Below are 17,043 nucleotides of genomic sequence, written 5' to 3' on the forward strand. Positions count from 1 at the left end.
TCGCTGTACACGACCGCTCTCGGGCGGAGCGCCCCGCTTCTCCCTGCTCACGGCCCCTTCCGCCCCGAAACGGATTCGGCGGTATGTCGACTCGTCGATCCGCCGACATGTCGTCCGCCCGGCGCCGAGCTGTGGCTGGTCACGAGCCGCGAGCCACCGACAGTGCCATTCATCTAACCGACCGTTCGGTCAGGACATAGCTTTCGAGCTGCGAAAAGTAGGTCCCGGTGTAGAAAGTGCCTTGAGTCACATGACATGGTGTCCTGGGGCTCAGTCCGGTGTCGGACATGTCCTTCCTGTCGCTTGTGCGTCTGGAGGGACGGGTGGTTGTCACCGTGGCTGCCGATACCGAGAGCCCACGAGCGGAATCCGACCTCCGGTCGGTAGAGAACATACGGAGCACCAATGGCAACTTCCGACTCGACGGCCCCAGGGCCGGGCGGCGCGATCGAGACCAGGGAGCGGCGGCGCGTCCTCGCCGGGACCATGGTCGGCACCACCATCGAGTGGTACGACTTCTTCATCTACGCGCAGGCCGCCGGCCTCGTGCTCGCCCCCCTGTTCCTGTCGCCGCTGACCGAGGACAGCCCGGGGCTGGCCCAGGTCCTGTCCTTCGCGACCATCGGCATCTCCTTCCTCTTCCGGCCGCTCGGCGCGATCGTCGCGGGCGCCCTCGGAGACAGGTTCGGCCGCAAGCGCGTGCTCGTGGCGACCCTGGTCATGATGGGGCTCGCCACCTGCCTGATCGGCCTGCTGCCCACCTACGCCCAGATCGGCGTGGCCGCGCCCGTCCTGCTGATCATCCTGCGCATCCTCCAGGGCTTCTCGGCGGGCGGCGAGTGGGGCGGCGCGGCACTGATGTCGGTGGAGCACGCACCGGTCGACAAGCGCGGCTTCTTCGGCGCCTACCCGCAGATCGGAGTCCCCTGCGGCATGATCCTGGCGACCTTCGTCGTCTGGGTGATCACCGCGGCCATCGGCCCGGAGGCGTTCCTGGAGTGGGGCTGGCGCATCCCCTTCCTCCTGTCCTTCCTGCTGATCATCATCGGCCACCTCATCCGCAAGTCCGTGGAGGAGTCCCCGGTCTTCAAGCTCATGCAGGCGCGCAAGGCCGAGACCTCCGCCCCGCTGGGCCGACTGTTCCGCGAGCACACCCGTGAGGTCGTCCTCTCCGCGCTGATCTTCATCGCCAACAACGCCGCCGGGTACCTCGTCATCGCCTACCTGGCGACCTACGCCTCCCGGCCGGTCGAGGAGTTCGGCCTCGGCATGGACCGCGGCCCCGTGCTCCTGGCGACCACCCTCGCCTCGTTCGGCTGGCTCATCTCCACGCTCTACGGCGGCATCCTGAGCGACAAGCTCGGCCGGGTGCGGACCTTCCAGCTCGGCTACGTGCTGCTGGCCGCCTGGTCCGTGCCGATGTGGTTCATGGTCGACACCGGCAACATCTACCTGTACTTCGCGGGCGTCTTCATCTTCACGCTCACCCTGGGCCTGAGCTACGGCCCCCAGTCGGCGCTGTACGCGGAGATGTTCCCGGCCGAGGTCCGCTACTCCGGCGTGTCCATCGGCTACGCCCTCGGCGCGATCCTCGGCGGCGCCTTCGCGCCCATGATCGCCGAGCTGCTGCTCACCGAGACCGGCGCCTCGTGGTCGATCGGCGTCTACATCGTCGTGGCCTGCGCGGTCTCCTTCCTCGGGGTCACCCTGGTGAAGGAGCCCAAGGGCGTGGACCTGTACGCGGACGGCACCAGGCCGAACGCGGTCGGCAAGTAGGCGGCGTCGGGGCGGCGGACCGGTCCGCCGCCCCGACCTCTGTCGCCTTGTCGCTCCGTCGCCTTGTCGACCCGCCGCGGTCGGGGCGCGGTCACCGCCCCCGCGACTCCGCGCGCTGGCGCGCCGGGTCCCGTCGCCCAGCAGGGCGGCGAAGCGGGCGCCGGAGTCGGACCCGGGCAGGCACAGCCGGTCCACGCTCCCGTCCCCGCCGTCCAGCGCCGACGTCTGCATGCCACCCAGAAGCGCGTGGTCCTCGATGGGCGGAGCCACGCCCTGCCCCCCGTCCACGACCGGATCGGGCGCCCCTCCCCGCTCCCGTGTCAGCGGCCTCCCCGCCCGTCTCCCGGCAGGAACTCCTGTGCCTTCGACACGACGCCCCGCTTGACCACGGACCACGCCTCGGGGTCGCCCTTGGCCAGGGCCTTGGCCACGCTCTCCATCTGGTCGAGCGTCGCGTGCGGCGGGATCGGCGGGACGGCGGGGTCGGTGACGAACTCGACCACGCAGGGCCGGTCCGCCGACAGCGCCCGCTGCCAGGCGTCGCGCACGTCGGAGGGGTCGTCCACCTTGATCCCCCTCAGGCCGATGCTCTCGGCGAACCCGGCGTAGGGGAAGTCGGGGATCCGCTGCGAGGGGAGGAACTGCGGCGCTCCGCCCATCGCGCGCAGTTCCCAGGTCACCTGGTTGAGGTCGCGGTTGTTGAGGACGGCGACGACCACCCGCGGGTCCTCCCACTCCCTCCAGTAGTGGCCGATGGTGATCAGCTCGTTGATGCCGCTCATCTGCATGGCGCCGTCCCCCACGAGCGCGACCACCGGCCTGTCGGGGTGGGCGAACTTCGCCCCCGTGGCGTAGGGGACGCCGGGGCACATCGTGGCCAGCGTGCCCGACAGCGTTCCGCGCATGCCCTCGCGGAACACCAGGTGGCGCGCGTACCAGTTGGCCGCCGAACCGGAGTCCGCGGTCACCATCACGTCGTCGGGCAGCAGCGGGGACAGCTCGTGGAAGACGCGCTCGGGGTTGACCGGGTCGGCGTCCACGTGGGCGCGCCGTTCGAGGACCCGCCTCCACCGCGCGACGCCGTCCTCGACCTTCTCCCGCCAGGAGCGGTCGGTCTTGCGCTCCACGAGCGGCAGCAGCATCCGCAGCGTCTGCGCGGAGTCGCCGACCAGGTTGCACTCGAACGGGTAGCGCATGCCGACCATGGTCGGGTCGATGTCGATCTGCACGGCGCGCGCCTGGTCGAACTCGGGCAGGAACTGGCTGTACGGGAAGCTGGATCCCACCACGAGCAGGGTGTCGCAGTCCCGCATCATCTCGTAGGAGGGCCGGGTGCCGAGCAGCCCGATCGACCCGGTCACGAAGGGCAGGTCGTCGGGGAGCACGTCCTTGCCCAGCAGCGCCTTGGCCACCCCGGCGCCGAGCCTGTCGGCCATCTCGACGACGGCGTCCGCCGCTCCCCTGGCCCCCTGTCCGACCAGCATGGCGACGCGCTCACCGGAGTTGAGGATCTCGGCGGCCTCGGCCAGCCCCTCCGGGGACGGCGTGGACCGCGGGGAGGGGAGGCCGAGGCTGGAGGGCACCATCTTGAACTCGTGCTCGGGCGGCGAGTACTCCAGGTCCTGGACGTCGGCGGGGATGATGACCGCTGTGACCGTGCGCCTGCTCGCGGCGATCCGGATCGCCCGGTCCAGCACGTTGGGCAGCTGCTCGGGGACGGTCACCATCTGGAGGTAGTCGCTGGCCACGTCCTTGTACAGCGACATCAGGTCGACCTCCTGCTGGTAGGAGCCGCCCATCGCGCTGCGCGCGGTCTGGCCGAGGATGGCCACCACCGGCACGTGGTCGAGCTTGGCGTCGTAGAGGCCGTTCAGCAGGTGGATGGCGCCGGGACCCGACGTGGCCGCGCACACCCCCACCCGGCCGGAGAACTTGGCGTACCCCGTGGCCTCGAAGGCCGCCAGTTCCTCGTGCCGTGACTGGATGAAGCGGGGCCGGTCGTCGGCCCGCTCCCACGCGGCGAGCAGGCCGTTGATGCCGTCGCCCGCGTAGGAGAAGACGCGGTCGACCCCCCACTCGCGCAGACGCTTCAGTACGTGGTCGGACACCAGTTCCGCCATGACCGCTTCCCTCCCGGGTTCGACGCCGTCGGTCGGCACCGTTCCCGCGGCGCCGCGTCCGCCGCGTGCGGAGGCCTCGCCCCACCGGCTCGCGGCCCCCGGTCCACCGCGGGAGTGCCTCGCTGGCGCGACTACCCCGACTCCCGCGTCCGCACTCACCGCGCGGGCGGCGTTCCCGCACGTCCCGCTCCCGCGCTCCGGCCACCGTTCCTCTGCTCCGGCCACCGCTCCCCCGCGCCGCGGGTCGGACGTTCGTCCGCGCCCGGGACCGGTCGGCGGTGTGCGGCGGCCGGGGTCGGCGGACGCCGCCGACCGCCAGCGTGAGTGATGCGCATCACATCGGGTAATGGTTCACCACCAGCCCCTTGCGTCACAGGGACTTATGAAACGGACGCAACACGGTGGAGGTAACCATGTCCAACAGGACATCGACCCAGGGCGTGACCAGGGTTCCCGGAAAGCCGATCCGCCTCGCCGCGCTCATCTACGGCATCGTCTTCCTGCTGGTGGGCGTGCTCGGCTTCATCCCCGGAGTGACCACCAACTACGACCAGATGCAGTTCGCCGGGCACCACTCCGAGGCCCTGCTGCTGGGGCTCTTCCAGGTGTCCATCCTGCACAACCTGCTCCACCTGGTCCTCGGCGTGGCCGGGGTGGCGATGGCGCGCACCGCCGGTCTGGCGCGCGTCTACCTCATCGGCGGCGGTCTGGCCTACCTGGTGCTGTGGCTCTACGGCCTGCTGGTCGGGTCCGACGACCCGGCGAACTTCGTGCCGCTCAACAACGCCGACAACTGGCTGCACCTCTTCCTGGGACTGAGCATGATCGCGCTCGGGATCATCCTGGCGCCCTCCCGGCGCGACCGGGTCAGGCGCTGACGCGCCCGAAAGGACCCCGCGCGGAGCGGGGACGGTGCGACGACGGCCGCCGCCTCCCGGGAGACGGCGGCCGTGTCATGCCGTACGGCCGCGCCCGCACCGGAGCCGCACACGGTCCGGCCCCGGTCCCCGAACGGGGACCGGGGCCGGACGACCGCGGGTCAGCGCCGGTCGAGCCACTCGTAGGCGGCACCGGTGGCGCAGGCGTAGACCGTGTGGTGCAGCAGGTCCACCCCGACCTCCTCGGCGCCCCACTTCCAGGCCGGGGGAGCCGTGCCCGTGGCCGGGAGGGCGACCTGCTCACCGCCCCACACCAGCGCCAGGTGCGCGGCCGCCGCAGCGGTCCCGTGCAGCCCGGCGGCGCCCAGCAGCCCGCGGACCGCCCCCCACGAGGCCCCGTAGCCCCAGTGCACCGCGGTGCTGAACCGCTGCTCGCCAGAGGGGCCCTCCGGACGCACCCCGAGCACCTTCCCGGCGGCGTCGGCGGGCGAGGTGCTGCCTCCCCTGCCGCGCAGCCTGGCCTCGACGGTGCTGGAGACCGTCATCGCCGCCGTGCCGACCACCCCCGCCAGCAGTCCCCTGCCGACGGCGGACGAGGTGTGCGCGAGGGCCCGTGCGAGCCGTTCCATCACGCCCGCCTCAGCGCTCCACCACGTGCCGCTGGTTGGGCACGCAGTGGGTCATCGTCAGCCCCGACACGTCCCGGGGGCCGTTCTTGCCCAGGTTGGCCATGCGCTGGCGCTCCCCCTCGTCCAGGGTCTGGCTCCGCAGCGGCTCCAGGTGCGCCACGTCGCCCGGGCCGATGCCCAGCCCCTCGCCGACGCGCAGCCCCAGGTCGTCGTCGACCATGAGGAAGTGCCAGACCATCCTCTCCTGGATCGGCCGGTCGCACTGGGAGAGCTGTCCGATGAAGTTGCGCACCAGGTCGTCGCGCTCCCACTCCTCCATCAGCGTGTACCGCTGCCCCGCCTGCTGGTAGTCGTTGGTGCGGGAGATGCGCTTGCGCGTCATCCGCCCCCGGATCTCCGGCCCCTGCTCGTCGTGCGTGGGGTACTGCCCCTCGCGCAGGCCGCCGTTGATGGACGGCTCGTAGTTGACGTGCGGGTTCTCGCCCCCGGAGTCCTGGTGGTAGGCCATCAGGCCGTCGCGCTGGTTGGTGCGCACGTCGGCGTTCTTGGCCTGGTTCACCGGCAGCTGGAGGTAGTTGGGCCCCACCCGGTAGCGCTGCGTGTCGCTGTAAGAGAAGGTGCGCCCGACGAGCATCTTGTCGTCGGAGAAGTCCAGGCCGTCCACGAGCACGCCGGTGCCGAAGGAGATCTGCTCGTTCTCCGCGAAGTTGTCCGACACGTTCCGGTCGAGCACGATCCGCCCCACCGCCTTGGGCGGGAAGTCCTGCTCCGGCCAGGTCTTGGTGTCGTCCAGCGGGTCGAAGTCGAGCTCGGGGTGCTCCTCGTCGCTCATCATCTGCACGAGCAGCTCCCACTCCGGGTAATCGCCACGGTCGATGGCCTCGTGCAGGTCCTTGGTCGCGTGCCCGGTCTCGTCCGCCTGGAGGTTGGCGGCGTCGGCCTCGGTCATGCTGCGCACACCCTGCTTGGGCATCCAGGTGTACTTGACCAGGACGGTCTCGCCCACGTCGTTGACCCACTTGTAGGTGTTGACGCCGAAGCCCTGCTGGTGCCGGTAGTCCGCCGGGATGCCGCGCGGGCTGAACAGGTTGACCAGCATGTGCATGCACTCGGGGGTCTGCGACATGAAGTCGAAGATGCGGTTGGGCTCCTGGCGGAAGGTCACCGGGTCCGGCTTGAGGGCGTGGATCACGTCGGGGAACTTGATGGCGTCGCGGATGAAGAACACCGCGAGGTTGTTGCCCACCAGGTCCCAGTTGCCGTCCTCGGTGTAGAACTTGATCGCGAACCCGCGCGGGTCGCGCGCGCACTCCGAGGAGTCCCTGCCGCCGATGACGGTCGAGAAGCGCAGCGCGATGTCGGTCCGCTTGCCCCTGCCCTGGAAGAGCTTGGCCCGCGTGTAGCGGCTGATCGGCTCGTCACCCCACGCGCCGTAGGACTCGAAGTAGCCGAACGCGGTCACCCCGCGCGCGTGCACCACCCGCTCCGGGATGCGCTCCCGGTCGAAGTGGCTGATCTTCTCCAGGAACTGGTAGTTCTCCAGCGTCGCGGGCCCACGCTCGCCGACCGTGCGCTGGTTCTGGTTGTCGTAGACCGGGTGTCCCTGCCGGTTCGTGAGCACCTCGCGGTCGTCTCCCGGCGCGGATCCCTGGCTGGATACGTCGGTCATGGAACTGGTCCCCCACCACGTCGTCATGATCCCTGTCCAGGTGCCCCCTGCCCATCGCCACGGCTTCGGACGCACGGCGGGGGAAGTTCTTACCAACTGGAGGGAGTACCGCAACCCTCCTCCCGCCGGGGAAGTCCGGAAAGGGGGATTTTCGGCCCTCTCCTCCCTCGGTGTTTCACGTGAAACCCCGTCCTCCGGACCGCGTCACAAAAGCCCCATGGAACCGCCACGGGCGGCGTGTCCCCGCCCGCGCGGAGTCGCGCCCGGCGCACGGTGGGGATCCGGACCCATGCTCCCCCTCGTCCGTGGGTAGCGGCAGACCTGGAGACCATCGACGGGCCCCGGGCCCGGGGCGGAGGCGAGCATGGGCGTACGCACGTGGATCGAGTCGTGGCCGGTGTACCGGCAGTTCACGGGGGGCGACCCGACGGGGCGCGGGGCCGCCGCGAAGTCCCGCCGGTCGGAGAACCTCAGGTCCCGCACCGAGGAGGCCGACCGGGTCGTGAAGTCGGTCTGCCCCTACTGCGCGGTGGGATGCGGGCAGAACGTCTACGTCAAGGACGAGAGGGTCGTCCAGATCGAGGGTGACCCGGACTCGCCGATCAGCCGCGGGCGGCTGTGCCCCAAGGGGTCGGCCAGCCTCCAGCTCACCACCGGCTCCGCGCGCGAGGAGAGGGTCCTGTACCGGCGCCCGTACGGCACCGAATGGGAGGAACTCGACCTCGACACCGCCATGCGGATGGTCGCCCACCGCGTGGTCCGCACACGCGAGCAGACCTGGGAGCGGGAGCACAAGGGGCAACAGGTGAACCGCACGCTGGGGATCGCCAGCCTCGGCGGCGCCACGCTGGACAACGAGGAGAACTACCTCATCAAGAAGCTCCTGACCTCGCTCGGCGTCGTCCAGGTGGAGAACCAGGCCCGCGTGTGCCACAGCTCCACGGTCGCCGGGCTCGGGACGTCCTTCGGGCGCGGCGGGGCGACCATGTTCCTCCAGGACCTGCAGAACTCCGACTGCATCGTCATCGAGGGCTCCAACTTCGCCGAGGCCCACCCGGTCGGCTTCCAGTGGGTCATGGAGGCCAAGGCCCGCGGCGCGGTGGTCATCCACGTCGACCCCCGGTTCAGCCGCACCAGCGCGCTCGCCGACATGCACGTGCCCATCCGCGCCGGCACCGACATCGCCTTCCTCGGCGCGATCATCAACCACGTCCTCACCGAGGAGAAGTACTTCCTCGACTACGTGCGCGCCTTCACCAACGCCGCCACGATCGTCGGCGAGGACTTCCAGGACACCGAGGACCTGGACGGCCTGTTCTCCGGCTTCTCGGAGGAGGACAAGAGCTACGACGCCAGCACCTGGAGCTACGAGGGCGCCGAGGTCGCCGCCGCCTCCGGCAACCGCAACCAGCTGTTCAGGGAGCGGCTGGAGGAGAACCTCGGCACCAGCCACTCCGGGCGGCCCGAACAGCAGGGGTCGGGCGGCGCGGTCATCCGGGAGAAGCCCAGGGAGGACCCGACGCTCACCGACCCGCGCTGCGTGTTCCAGGTCCTCAAACGCCACTACGCGCGCTACACGCCGGAGCTGGTCGAGGAGGTCTGCGGTATTCCGAAGGAGACCTTCCGGAGGGTGTGCGACCACCTCACCGAGAACTCCGGCCGGGACCGCACCAGCGCCTTCTGCTACGCCGTGGGCTGGACGCAGCACACGGTCGGCTCCCAGTACATCCGGGCCGCCTCCATCCTCCAGCTGCTGCTGGGCAACATCGGCCGCCCGGGGGGAGGCATCCAGGCGCTGCGCGGACACGCCAGCATCCAGGGCTCCAGCGACGTGCCCACCCTGTTCGACCTGCTCCCGGGCTACCTGCCGATGCCCCACGCCCACGAGGAGCAGTCCCTGGAGACCTACATCATGGCCGCCGGCAACCCCAGGAAGGGGTTCTGGGACGGGATGGAGGCCTACACCGTCAGCCTGCTCAAGGCGTGGTGGGGCGAGCACGCGACGGCCGAGAACGACTACTGCTTCGACCACCTGCCCCGGCTCACCGGCTCCCACAGCCACTACGACACCGTGATGGGGCAGATCGCCGGAAAGTGCAAGGGCTACTTCCTCATGGGCGAGAACCCCGCCGTGGGATCGGCCAACAGCAGGGCCCAGCGCATGGGCATGGCCGAACTGGACTGGCTGGTCGTGCGCGACTTCTCGCTGATCGAGAGCGCCACCTGGTGGAAGGACGGGCCGGAGATCGAGTCCGGCGAGATGCGCACCGAGGACATCGGCACCGAGGTGTTCTTCTTCCCGGCCGCCGCGCACACCGAGAAGTCGGGCACCTTCACCAACACCAACCGGCTGCTCCAGTGGCACGACCGGGCCGTGAGCCCGAGCGGTGACCAGCGCAGCGACCTGTGGTTCATGTACCACCTGGGCCGCGAGATCCGCGGTATCCTCGCCGGCTCCGAGGACCCCAAGGACCGCCCCGTCCTCGACCTCACCTGGGACTACCCCCTGGAGGAGGACGGGGAGCCCGACGCCGCCGCGGTCCTGCGCGAGATCAACGGACACGACGCCGAGGGCCGCCCGCTCACCGTCTACACCGAGCTGCGCGACGACGGGTCGACCTCGTGCGGCTGCTGGATCTACTGCGGCGTCTTCAAGGACGGGGTCAACCAGGCGGCGCGCAGGAAGCCCCACACCGAACAGGACTGGATCGCCGGGGAGTGGGCCTGGGCGTGGCCGGACAACCGGCGCGTCCTGTACAACCGCGCCTCCGCAGACGAGAACGGGGAGCCCTGGAGCCCCCGCAAGAGCCTCGTGTGGTGGGACGCGGAGCAGGGGCGCTGGGTCGGGCACGACACCCCCGACTTCGAGAACCGCAAGGCGCCCGACTACGAGCCCGAGGAGGACGCCGAGGGCGTCGCGGCGCTGACCGGTCGGGACGCCTTCATCATGCAGGCCGACGGCAAGGGGTGGCTGTACGCGCCCGCGGGCCTCAACGACGGCCCGATGCCCACGCACTACGAGCCGCAGGACACCCCGTTCGAGAACCCGCTGTACGGGCACCAGCGCAACCCGACGCGTCTGCTGTACCCGCACGAGTACAACCGGTACCACCCCGCCCCCGGCACGCCCGGGTCCGACGTCTTCCCGTACGTGGTGACGACCTACCGGCTCACCGAGCACTTCACCGCGGGCGGGATGAGCAGGTGGACGCCCTACCTGGCCGAACTCCAGCCCGAGTTCTTCTGCGAGGTGGGGCCCGAGCTGGCCGAGGAGCGCGGTCTGGAGCACGGCGGCTGGGCCACCGTCGTCACGGCGCGCAACGCCATCGAGGCCCGGGTCATGGTCACCGACCGGATGGCGCCGCTGCGGGTGCAGGGACGGGTGGTCCACCAGATCGGGATGCCCTACCACTGGGGGCCCAACGGGTACTCGACCGGGGACGCGGTCAACGAGCTGATGCCCATCGCGCTCGACCCCAACGTGCACATCCAGGAGGTCAAGGCGATCACGGCCGACATCCGGCCGGGACGCAGGCCCCGGGGCGTCGAGCGCCTCGACCTGGTGCGCGAGTACCGGGAGCGGGCCGGAATCACGGAACAGACGGGACTGGAGGTGTGAGCGTGTCCGCGGAGAGCAACGGGGACGGCAGGCACGAGAGGGTCGGCTTCTTCACCGACACGAGTGTGTGCATCGGCTGCAAGGCCTGCGAGGTCGCCTGCAAGGAGTGGAACATGGTCCCCGAGGACGGCCTGGACTTCACGTCCATGTCGTTCGACAACAGCGGTGGACTGAGCGCGGACACGTGGCGGCACGTGGCCTTCGTCGAACAGCGCGAGCCCCTGGGCCACCAGGACCCGGGCGTGGGCCGCCCCGGGGCCGTGGACCTGGGCATGCCGTCCTTCGAGCTGCCCGGCGCCGCCACGGGGGCCGACGAGCGAGGCGAGTTCCGCTGGCTGATGTCCTCGGACGTGTGCAAGCACTGCACCAGCGCCGCCTGCCTGGACGTGTGCCCGACCGGCTCGCTGTTCCGCACGGAGTTCGGCACGGTGGTGGTGCAGGAGGACATCTGCAACGGCTGCGGGTACTGCGTTCCGGCCTGCCCCTACGGGGTCATCGACAAGCGCGAGGAGGACGGCCGGGTCTGGAAGTGCACCCTGTGCTACGACCGGATCGGCGACGGCCTGGAGCCCGCCTGCGCCAAGGCCTGCCCCACCGACTCGATCCAGTTCGGCAACCTCGACGAACTGCGTGCGCGCGCGGAGGCGCGGGTGGCCGACCTGCACGAGGCCGGGGTGTCCTCCGCCCGCCTGTACGGCGAGGACCCCGACAACGGGGTGGACGGCGCGGGCGCGTTCTTCCTGCTGCTGGACGAGCCCGAGGTCTACGGGCTGCCGCCGGACCCGGTGGTGACCACCCGGGACCTGCCGTCGATGTGGCGGCACGCCGGTGTCGCGGCGGCGGCGCTGGTGGTCGGAGCGGCCGCGACGTTCGTGGGGAGGCGCTGATGAGCTCGTCGGACGTGACCAAGGAGGGCGTGCGCGGGCAACGCCCCGGACGGGAGGCCGTCACGGGGGCCGCCGACGTCGTCGGGGAGGAGCAGCGCCGCGAACACGGGGAGGGGCGGCGCAGGAAGAAGGGGCGAGGCGAGCCCACGCGGGTGCCCGACGCCGAGTTCCGCTCCTACTACGGCAAGCCGGTCCTCAACCAGATCGTGTGGAAGGCCTCCGACATCGGCGGCTACCTGTTCCTGGGCGGTCTCGCCGGGGCCTCGTCGGTGCTGGCCGCCGGCGCCGAGCTGACCGGCCGCCCGGAGCTGGCCCGCCCCCTCAAGTACACGGCTCTGGGCGCGATCTCCGGTTCGACGGCCGCGCTCATCCACGACCTGGGGCGCCCCGAGCGCTTCCTCAACATGCTGCGGGTGGTCAAGCCGACCTCGCCGATGAGCGTCGGGTCCTGGATCCTCATGACCTACGGCCCCCTGGCCGGGGTCGCGGCGGTGACCTCCGCCACCGGGTGGTTCCCGAGGATCGGTCTGGCGGCCACCCTGGGCGCCGGGGCGGTGGGGCCGCTGGTGGCCACCTACACGGCGCCGCTGGTGTGCGACACCGCGGTGCCGTCCTGGCACGACGGCTACCGGTACATGCCGTTCGTGTTCGCCTCCTCCGCGGCCGCGGCCGCGGGCGGGATGGGCCTGGTCACCGCGCCCCTGGCGCAGAGCGGTCCCGCGCGCCGCGCCGCCGTGGGCGGCGCCCTGGTGGAGACGGCGGTGTCCAGCGCCATGGAGCGCGGGATGGGGCTGTCCGGCGAGCCCTACCGGCAGGGCAGGGCGGGCGCCCTCATGCGCGCGGCCCGGACGCTCACCCTGGCCGGGGCGGCCGGCGCGGTGCTGGGCCGCCGCAGCCGGGTGGCCTCCGCGGTGAGCGGCGCCGCCCTGCTGGCCGGTTCCGCGTGCACCCGGCTGGGCGTCTTCCAGGCGGGTAAGCAGTCCGTGGCCGACCCCAAGTACACGGTGGTGCCGCAGCGCCGCAGGCTGGCCGAGCGGGAGGCGGAGCGCAGGGGCGCCGACGCGGCCGCCGTCCCGCGGGCCCGGTCGGCCGGGGACTGAGGAGCGGCCGTTCTCCTCCCCTTCCCGCGGTTCGGGCGAGGGAGGAGGACGGCCGCGCGGGGCCGTGCGGCGGTCGGGGCGGCCGGGTGCGGTCAGGCGTCGCGGACCTGGTCCGGGCGGCTGACCACCGGGGGCTCCACCGACCAGGGGAAGTTGATCCACCGGTCGGTGTGCCGCCACACGTACTCGCACTTGACCAGGGACCGCGGCTTCTCGTAGATGACCGCGCTGCGGACCTCGGCGACGTGCTCGGCGCAGAAGTCGTGGACGAGCCTGAGCGTTCTGCCGGTGTCCGCGACGTCGTCGGCGACCAGGACCCTCTTGCTGCTGAGGTCGACCGCGTTGGGCACCGGGGGGAGCATGACGGGCATGTCGAGGGTGGTGCCGACCCCGGTGTAGAACTCCACGTTCATCACGTGCAGGTTCTTCACGTCCAGCGCGTATCCCAGACCGCCCGCCACGAAGAGGCCGCCGCGCGCGATGGAGAGGATCATGTCGGGTTCGAACCCGTCGTCGGCGATCGCGTGGGCCAGGTCGCGGATCGCGGTGCCGAAGAGCCCGTAGTCCAGGTTCTCGCGCTCGTCGCTCACGAGGCCCCCTCTTTCCCGGTGGTGTGGTGTGCGCAGCGGCTCGGTACCGCCCCAGGCTAACCACCCCGGCGCCGCTTCGCGCCCGCGCGCGGACGCGGCGCGGTGGCGCGGGCCACTTGTCCACGCCGGGGGGTGTTCTGGGTCACACGGTTGGTCGTTTGGCCAGTATTCTGCGTGAAATCCTCGACGTTTTCTTGAGTTTTGCGCGGTTGTGGCGAACAGATGGCAATGAACAGCACCATGTGTCTGAACACATCTTTCTGACACAGGAGGCTGGCGCCATGGCTGATGACCGGGACCTTCTCCCCTCCGAGCAGCCGGTCCGGCTGCTCGACGAGACCGGAAGCCCGGTGGACGGGGCCGCCCTGCCGTTCCCGGACCGGGAGCGGCTGCTCGCCGCGTACACCTCCCTGGTGATCGGCCGCCGCGTCAACGACCAGGCCAGCGCCCTCGTGCGGCAGGGCCGCCTGGCCGTGTACCCCTCCTCGCACGGGCAGGAGGCCTGCCAGACGGGCGCGGCCCTGGCCCTGGCGGAGGGCGACTGGCTCTTCCCGACCTACCGCGACACCGCCGCCGTGGTCGCGCGCGGGGTGGACCCGGTGCAGGTGCTCACCCTGCTCAAGGGCGACTGGCACTCGGGCTACGACCCCTACGCGCACCGCGTGGCCCCGCAGGCCACGCCGCTGGCCACCCAGCTCCTGCACGCGGTGGGCGTCGCGCACGCCGCCCGCCTGCGCGGTGAGGACACCGTGGTTATGGCGATGTGCGGCGACGGCGCCACCAGCGAGGGCGACTTCCACGAGGCGCTGAACTTCGCGGCGGTGTTCCGGGCCCCGGTGGTCTTCTTCGTGCAGAACAACGAGTACGCCATCTCCGTCCCCCTGGCCCGCCAGACCGCCGCCCCCTCGCTCGCCCACAAGGGCGTCGGCTACGGGGTGAACGCGGAACGGGTGGACGGCAACGACACCCCCGCGGTGCTCGCCGTGCTGGACCGGGCCGTGGCCGCCGCGCGGGCGGGCGAGGGCCCCCAGCTCGTGGAGGCGCACACCTACCGCATGCAGGCGCACACCAACGCCGACGACGCCACCCGGTACCGCACCCAGGAGGAGGTCGACCCCTGGGAGGCCCGCGACCCCCTGCTGCGCATGGAGGCCTACCTCACCAGGAAGCGCGTCCTCACCAAGGCCCGCAAGGCGCGCATCGCCGAGGACGCGGAGGCCGTGGCCGCCGCCATGCGCGAGGGCGTCACCAGGGACACCGACCCCGAGCCCGCCGAACTGTTCGCGCACGTGTTCGCGACCCCCACGCCGCAGCTGGACGAGCAGGCCGCCTTCCTGGCCGACGAACTGAGCAGAGAGGGCAACTGACATGGCGACCGATCCCACCAAGCTCTCCATGGCCCAGGCCCTCAACCGGGCCCTGCGCGACGCCATGGCCGAGGACCCGGCGGTGTACGTCTTCGGCGAGGACGTCGGCCCCCTCGGCGGCGTCTTCCGCATCACCGACGGCCTCACCGCCGAGTTCGGCGAGGACCGCTGCTTCGACACCCCGCTCGCCGAGTCCGGGATCGTGGGCATGGCCGTCGGCATGGCGATGAACGGCATGCGCCCCGTGGTGGAGATGCAGTTCGACGCGTTCGCCTACCCGGCCTTCGAGCAGATCGTCAGCCACGTGGCCAAGACGCGCAACCGCACCCGCGGCCGGGTCGGGCTGCCCATGGTCATCCGCGTCCCCTACGCGGGCGGGATCGGCGGCGTCGAGCACCACTGCGACTCCTCCGAGGCCTACTACGCCCACACGCCCGGCCTGACCGTGGTCACCCCGTCCACGCCCGCCGACGCCTACTTCCTGCTGCGCGGGGCGATCGCCTCCGACGACCCGGTCGTGTTCATGGAGCCCAAGAAGCTCTACTGGGGCAAGGACGAGGTCGACCTGTCCGCGCCCGAGCCGCCCATCGGTCGCGCCGTGGTGCGCCGCCCCGGCACCGACGCCACCCTCATCGCCTACGGCCCCTCGGTGCCCACCGCGCTGGAGGCGGCCGAGGCCGCAGCCCAGGAGGGCCGCAGCCTCCAGGTGGTGGACGTGCGCTCCCTCGTCCCCTTCGACGACGCCACCGTGTGCGAGGCGGTCCGCTCCACCGGGCGCGCCGTCGTGGTCGCCGAGGCCAGCGGGTACGCCAGCGTCGCCTCGGAGATCGTCGCGCGGGTGACCGAGCGCTGCTTCCACTCCCTGGCCGCGCCGGTGCGCCGCGTCACCGGCTTCGACATCCCCTTCCCGCCGCCGAAGCTGGAGCGCTTCCAGCTCCCGGGCGTGGACCGGATCCTGGACGCCGTCGACGACCTTCAGTGGGAGGACCAGTGACGACGCAGACCTTCGACCTCCCCGACCTGGGCGAGGGGCTCACCGAGGCCGAGGTGGTGCGCTGGCTCGTGGCCGTCGGCGACACCGTGGCCGTGGACCAGCCGATCGTGGAGGTGGAGACCGCCAAGTCGATCGTGGAGGTCCCCTCCCCCTTCGCGGGCACCGTCAGCGAGCTGCACGGCGAGGAGGGCCGGGTCATGGAGGTCGGGCACCCCCTGATCAGCGTGACCGACGGTTCCGGTTCCGGGGCCGAGGCCGGGGCCGCGTCCGGTTCCGGGGCCGCCGCGAAGGCGTCGGCTGAGGGGGAGCGCTACCGCGAGGAGGAGCGCGCCGGAACGGGTTCGGGCAACGTGCTGATCGGCTACGGGACGCCGGAGGCGGCGGCCCCCGGGCGCCGTCGGCGCCCGCGTGAGCGTCCGCCCGCGCACCCGGCGCAGCCCGCCGCACCGGCCGCCACACCGGTTTCCGCAGCGCGGGCCTCCGCCGCCCCGGCCGCGCGTCCGCCGCTGGTCACCTCGCCCCTGGTGAGGCAGATGGCCCGCGAGGCGGGGCTGCGGATCTCCGAGGTTCCCGGAAGCGGCCCGGGCGGACTCATCACCCGACGTGACGTACGTGAGGCGATCGAGGCCGCGCGGGCCCCCGCCGCCGACTCCGCCGCTCCCGCCGCCGGGCCGGAGCCCGTCGCGACCGGTGGCGTGGACGCCCGCACGGGACTGGCCGAGTCCCGGCGCGTGGCCATGAGCGGGTTCCGCCGCAGCGTGGCGGCGTCGCTGTCCCGCAGCCGCAGCGAGATCCCCGAGGCGACCGTCTGGGTGGACGTGGACGCGACCGAGCTGGTGCGCCTGCGCCGGTCCGACCCCTCCGGGCCCGGCCTGATGTCCTACGTGGCGCGGTTCGTGGTCGCGGGCCTGCGCGCCCACCCCGAGCTCAACGGCAGGGTGGACGCCGAACGCGGTGAGCTGGTCCAGTACGACGGGATCAACCTGGGTCTGGCGGTGCAGACCGACCGGGGCCTGGTCGCCCCGGCCGTGCTGGGCGCGCACCGGCTCACCACGGCCGAACTGGACGGCGAGATCCGGCGGCTCACCGACGCCGCCCGGGAGGGCCGGGCCTCCCGGGCCGAGATGACCGGCGGCACCTTCACCCTCAACAACTACGGGTCGCTGCGTGTGGACGGCAGCGCCGCCATCATCAACCACCCGCAGGTGGCGATCCTGGGCCTGGGCCGGATCATGGACCGCCCGTGGGTGGTGGACGGCGAGCTGACCGTCCGCAAGATCACGCAGCTGTCGTTCGCCTTCGACCACCGCGTGTGCGACGGCGGGGCCGCCGCGGGCTTCATGCGCGTGGTCGCCGACGCCATGGAGAACCCGGCCGCGGCCATCGCCCGCCTGTAGGCCTGGACGGAGCGGGC

The 17,043-nt window shown here is 71.7% G+C and carries 12 protein-coding genes; 8 read left to right on the forward strand and 4 right to left on the reverse strand.

Going from position 1 to position 17,043, the window contains the following annotated elements; genetic code table 11:
• The first annotated feature begins 405 nt into the window (after positions 1-405).
• Positions 406-1,776, forward strand: coding sequence for an MFS transporter (locus UIS43_RS18065; RefSeq protein WP_013151075.1), 1,371 nt, complete (start codon positions 406-408; stop codon positions 1,774-1,776).
• Between the two features lie 320 nt (positions 1,777-2,096).
• Here UIS43_RS18065 and UIS43_RS18070 read toward each other — a convergent pair whose 3' ends face one another.
• Positions 2,097-3,896: a thiamine pyrophosphate-requiring protein gene (locus tag UIS43_RS18070; protein WP_013151076.1), complete on the reverse strand. Its 1,800-nt coding sequence runs from the start codon at positions 3,894-3,896 to the stop codon at positions 2,097-2,099.
• A gap of 413 nt (positions 3,897-4,309) precedes the next feature.
• Here UIS43_RS18070 and UIS43_RS18075 point away from each other — a divergent pair, with 413 nt between their 5' ends.
• Entirely contained in the window at positions 4,310-4,774 is a 465-nt protein-coding gene (locus tag UIS43_RS18075) for a DUF4383 domain-containing protein (RefSeq protein WP_013151077.1), read from the forward strand.
• 161 nt (positions 4,775-4,935) lie between these two features.
• Here UIS43_RS18075 and UIS43_RS18080 read toward each other — a convergent pair whose 3' ends face one another.
• Positions 4,936-5,403, reverse strand: a complete 468-nt coding sequence (locus UIS43_RS18080; protein WP_013151078.1) for a hypothetical protein — start codon at positions 5,401-5,403, stop codon at positions 4,936-4,938.
• A 10-nt stretch (positions 5,404-5,413) separates the two neighbouring features.
• Positions 5,414-7,072, reverse strand: coding sequence for a catalase (locus UIS43_RS18085; RefSeq protein ID WP_013151079.1), 1,659 nt, complete (start codon positions 7,070-7,072; stop codon positions 5,414-5,416).
• A 364-nt stretch (positions 7,073-7,436) separates the two neighbouring features.
• Between UIS43_RS18085 and fdh the strand changes: the two genes are divergently transcribed.
• The 3 genes from fdh to nrfD are packed head-to-tail and all read left to right on the forward strand — an operon-like array spanning position 7,437 to position 12,678.
• A complete protein-coding gene (fdh, locus tag UIS43_RS18090; RefSeq protein ID WP_370010955.1) occupies positions 7,437-10,691 on the forward strand; it encodes a formate dehydrogenase in 3,255 nt (1,084 codons plus the stop codon).
• On the forward strand, positions 10,688-11,578 hold the full coding sequence (locus tag UIS43_RS18095) for a 4Fe-4S dicluster domain-containing protein (RefSeq protein ID WP_019609550.1): 891 nt from the start codon (positions 10,688-10,690) through the stop codon (positions 11,576-11,578). Before fdh ends, UIS43_RS18095 begins: the two co-directional genes overlap by 4 nt.
• Positions 11,578-12,678: an NrfD/PsrC family molybdoenzyme membrane anchor subunit gene (gene nrfD, locus UIS43_RS18100; RefSeq protein WP_013151082.1), complete on the forward strand. Its 1,101-nt coding sequence runs from the start codon at positions 11,578-11,580 to the stop codon at positions 12,676-12,678. The genes UIS43_RS18095 and nrfD overlap by 1 nt, the downstream gene beginning before the upstream one ends.
• A gap of 92 nt (positions 12,679-12,770) precedes the next feature.
• Here the strand turns inward: nrfD and UIS43_RS18105 are convergent, their stop codons facing one another.
• Positions 12,771-13,268 carry a phosphoribosyltransferase gene (locus UIS43_RS18105; RefSeq protein WP_013151083.1) on the reverse strand — a complete coding sequence of 166 codons (498 nt, stop codon included), beginning with the start codon at positions 13,266-13,268 and terminating at the stop codon, positions 12,771-12,773.
• A gap of 281 nt (positions 13,269-13,549) precedes the next feature.
• Between UIS43_RS18105 and pdhA the strand changes: the two genes are divergently transcribed.
• Genes pdhA through UIS43_RS18120 form a run of 3 tightly spaced genes read left to right on the forward strand, consistent with a single transcriptional unit; the run spans position 13,550 to position 17,026 of the window.
• Positions 13,550-14,635 (forward strand): pyruvate dehydrogenase (acetyl-transferring) E1 component subunit alpha, encoded by a 1,086-nt coding sequence (gene pdhA / locus UIS43_RS18110; RefSeq protein ID WP_013151084.1) that lies wholly within the window; start codon positions 13,550-13,552, stop codon positions 14,633-14,635.
• A gap of 1 nt (position 14,636) precedes the next feature.
• Positions 14,637-15,629, forward strand: coding sequence for an alpha-ketoacid dehydrogenase subunit beta (locus tag UIS43_RS18115; protein WP_013151085.1), 993 nt, complete (start codon positions 14,637-14,639; stop codon positions 15,627-15,629).
• Positions 15,626-17,026, forward strand: coding sequence for a dihydrolipoamide acetyltransferase family protein (locus tag UIS43_RS18120; RefSeq protein WP_370010960.1), 1,401 nt, complete (start codon positions 15,626-15,628; stop codon positions 17,024-17,026). Before UIS43_RS18115 ends, UIS43_RS18120 begins: the two co-directional genes overlap by 4 nt.
• Positions 17,027-17,043 lie beyond the last annotated feature (17 nt).

The sequence above is a fragment of the Nocardiopsis sp. LDBS0036 genome (assembly GCF_041228755.1).
Classification (GTDB): domain Bacteria; phylum Actinomycetota; class Actinomycetes; order Streptosporangiales; family Streptosporangiaceae; genus Nocardiopsis; species Nocardiopsis dassonvillei.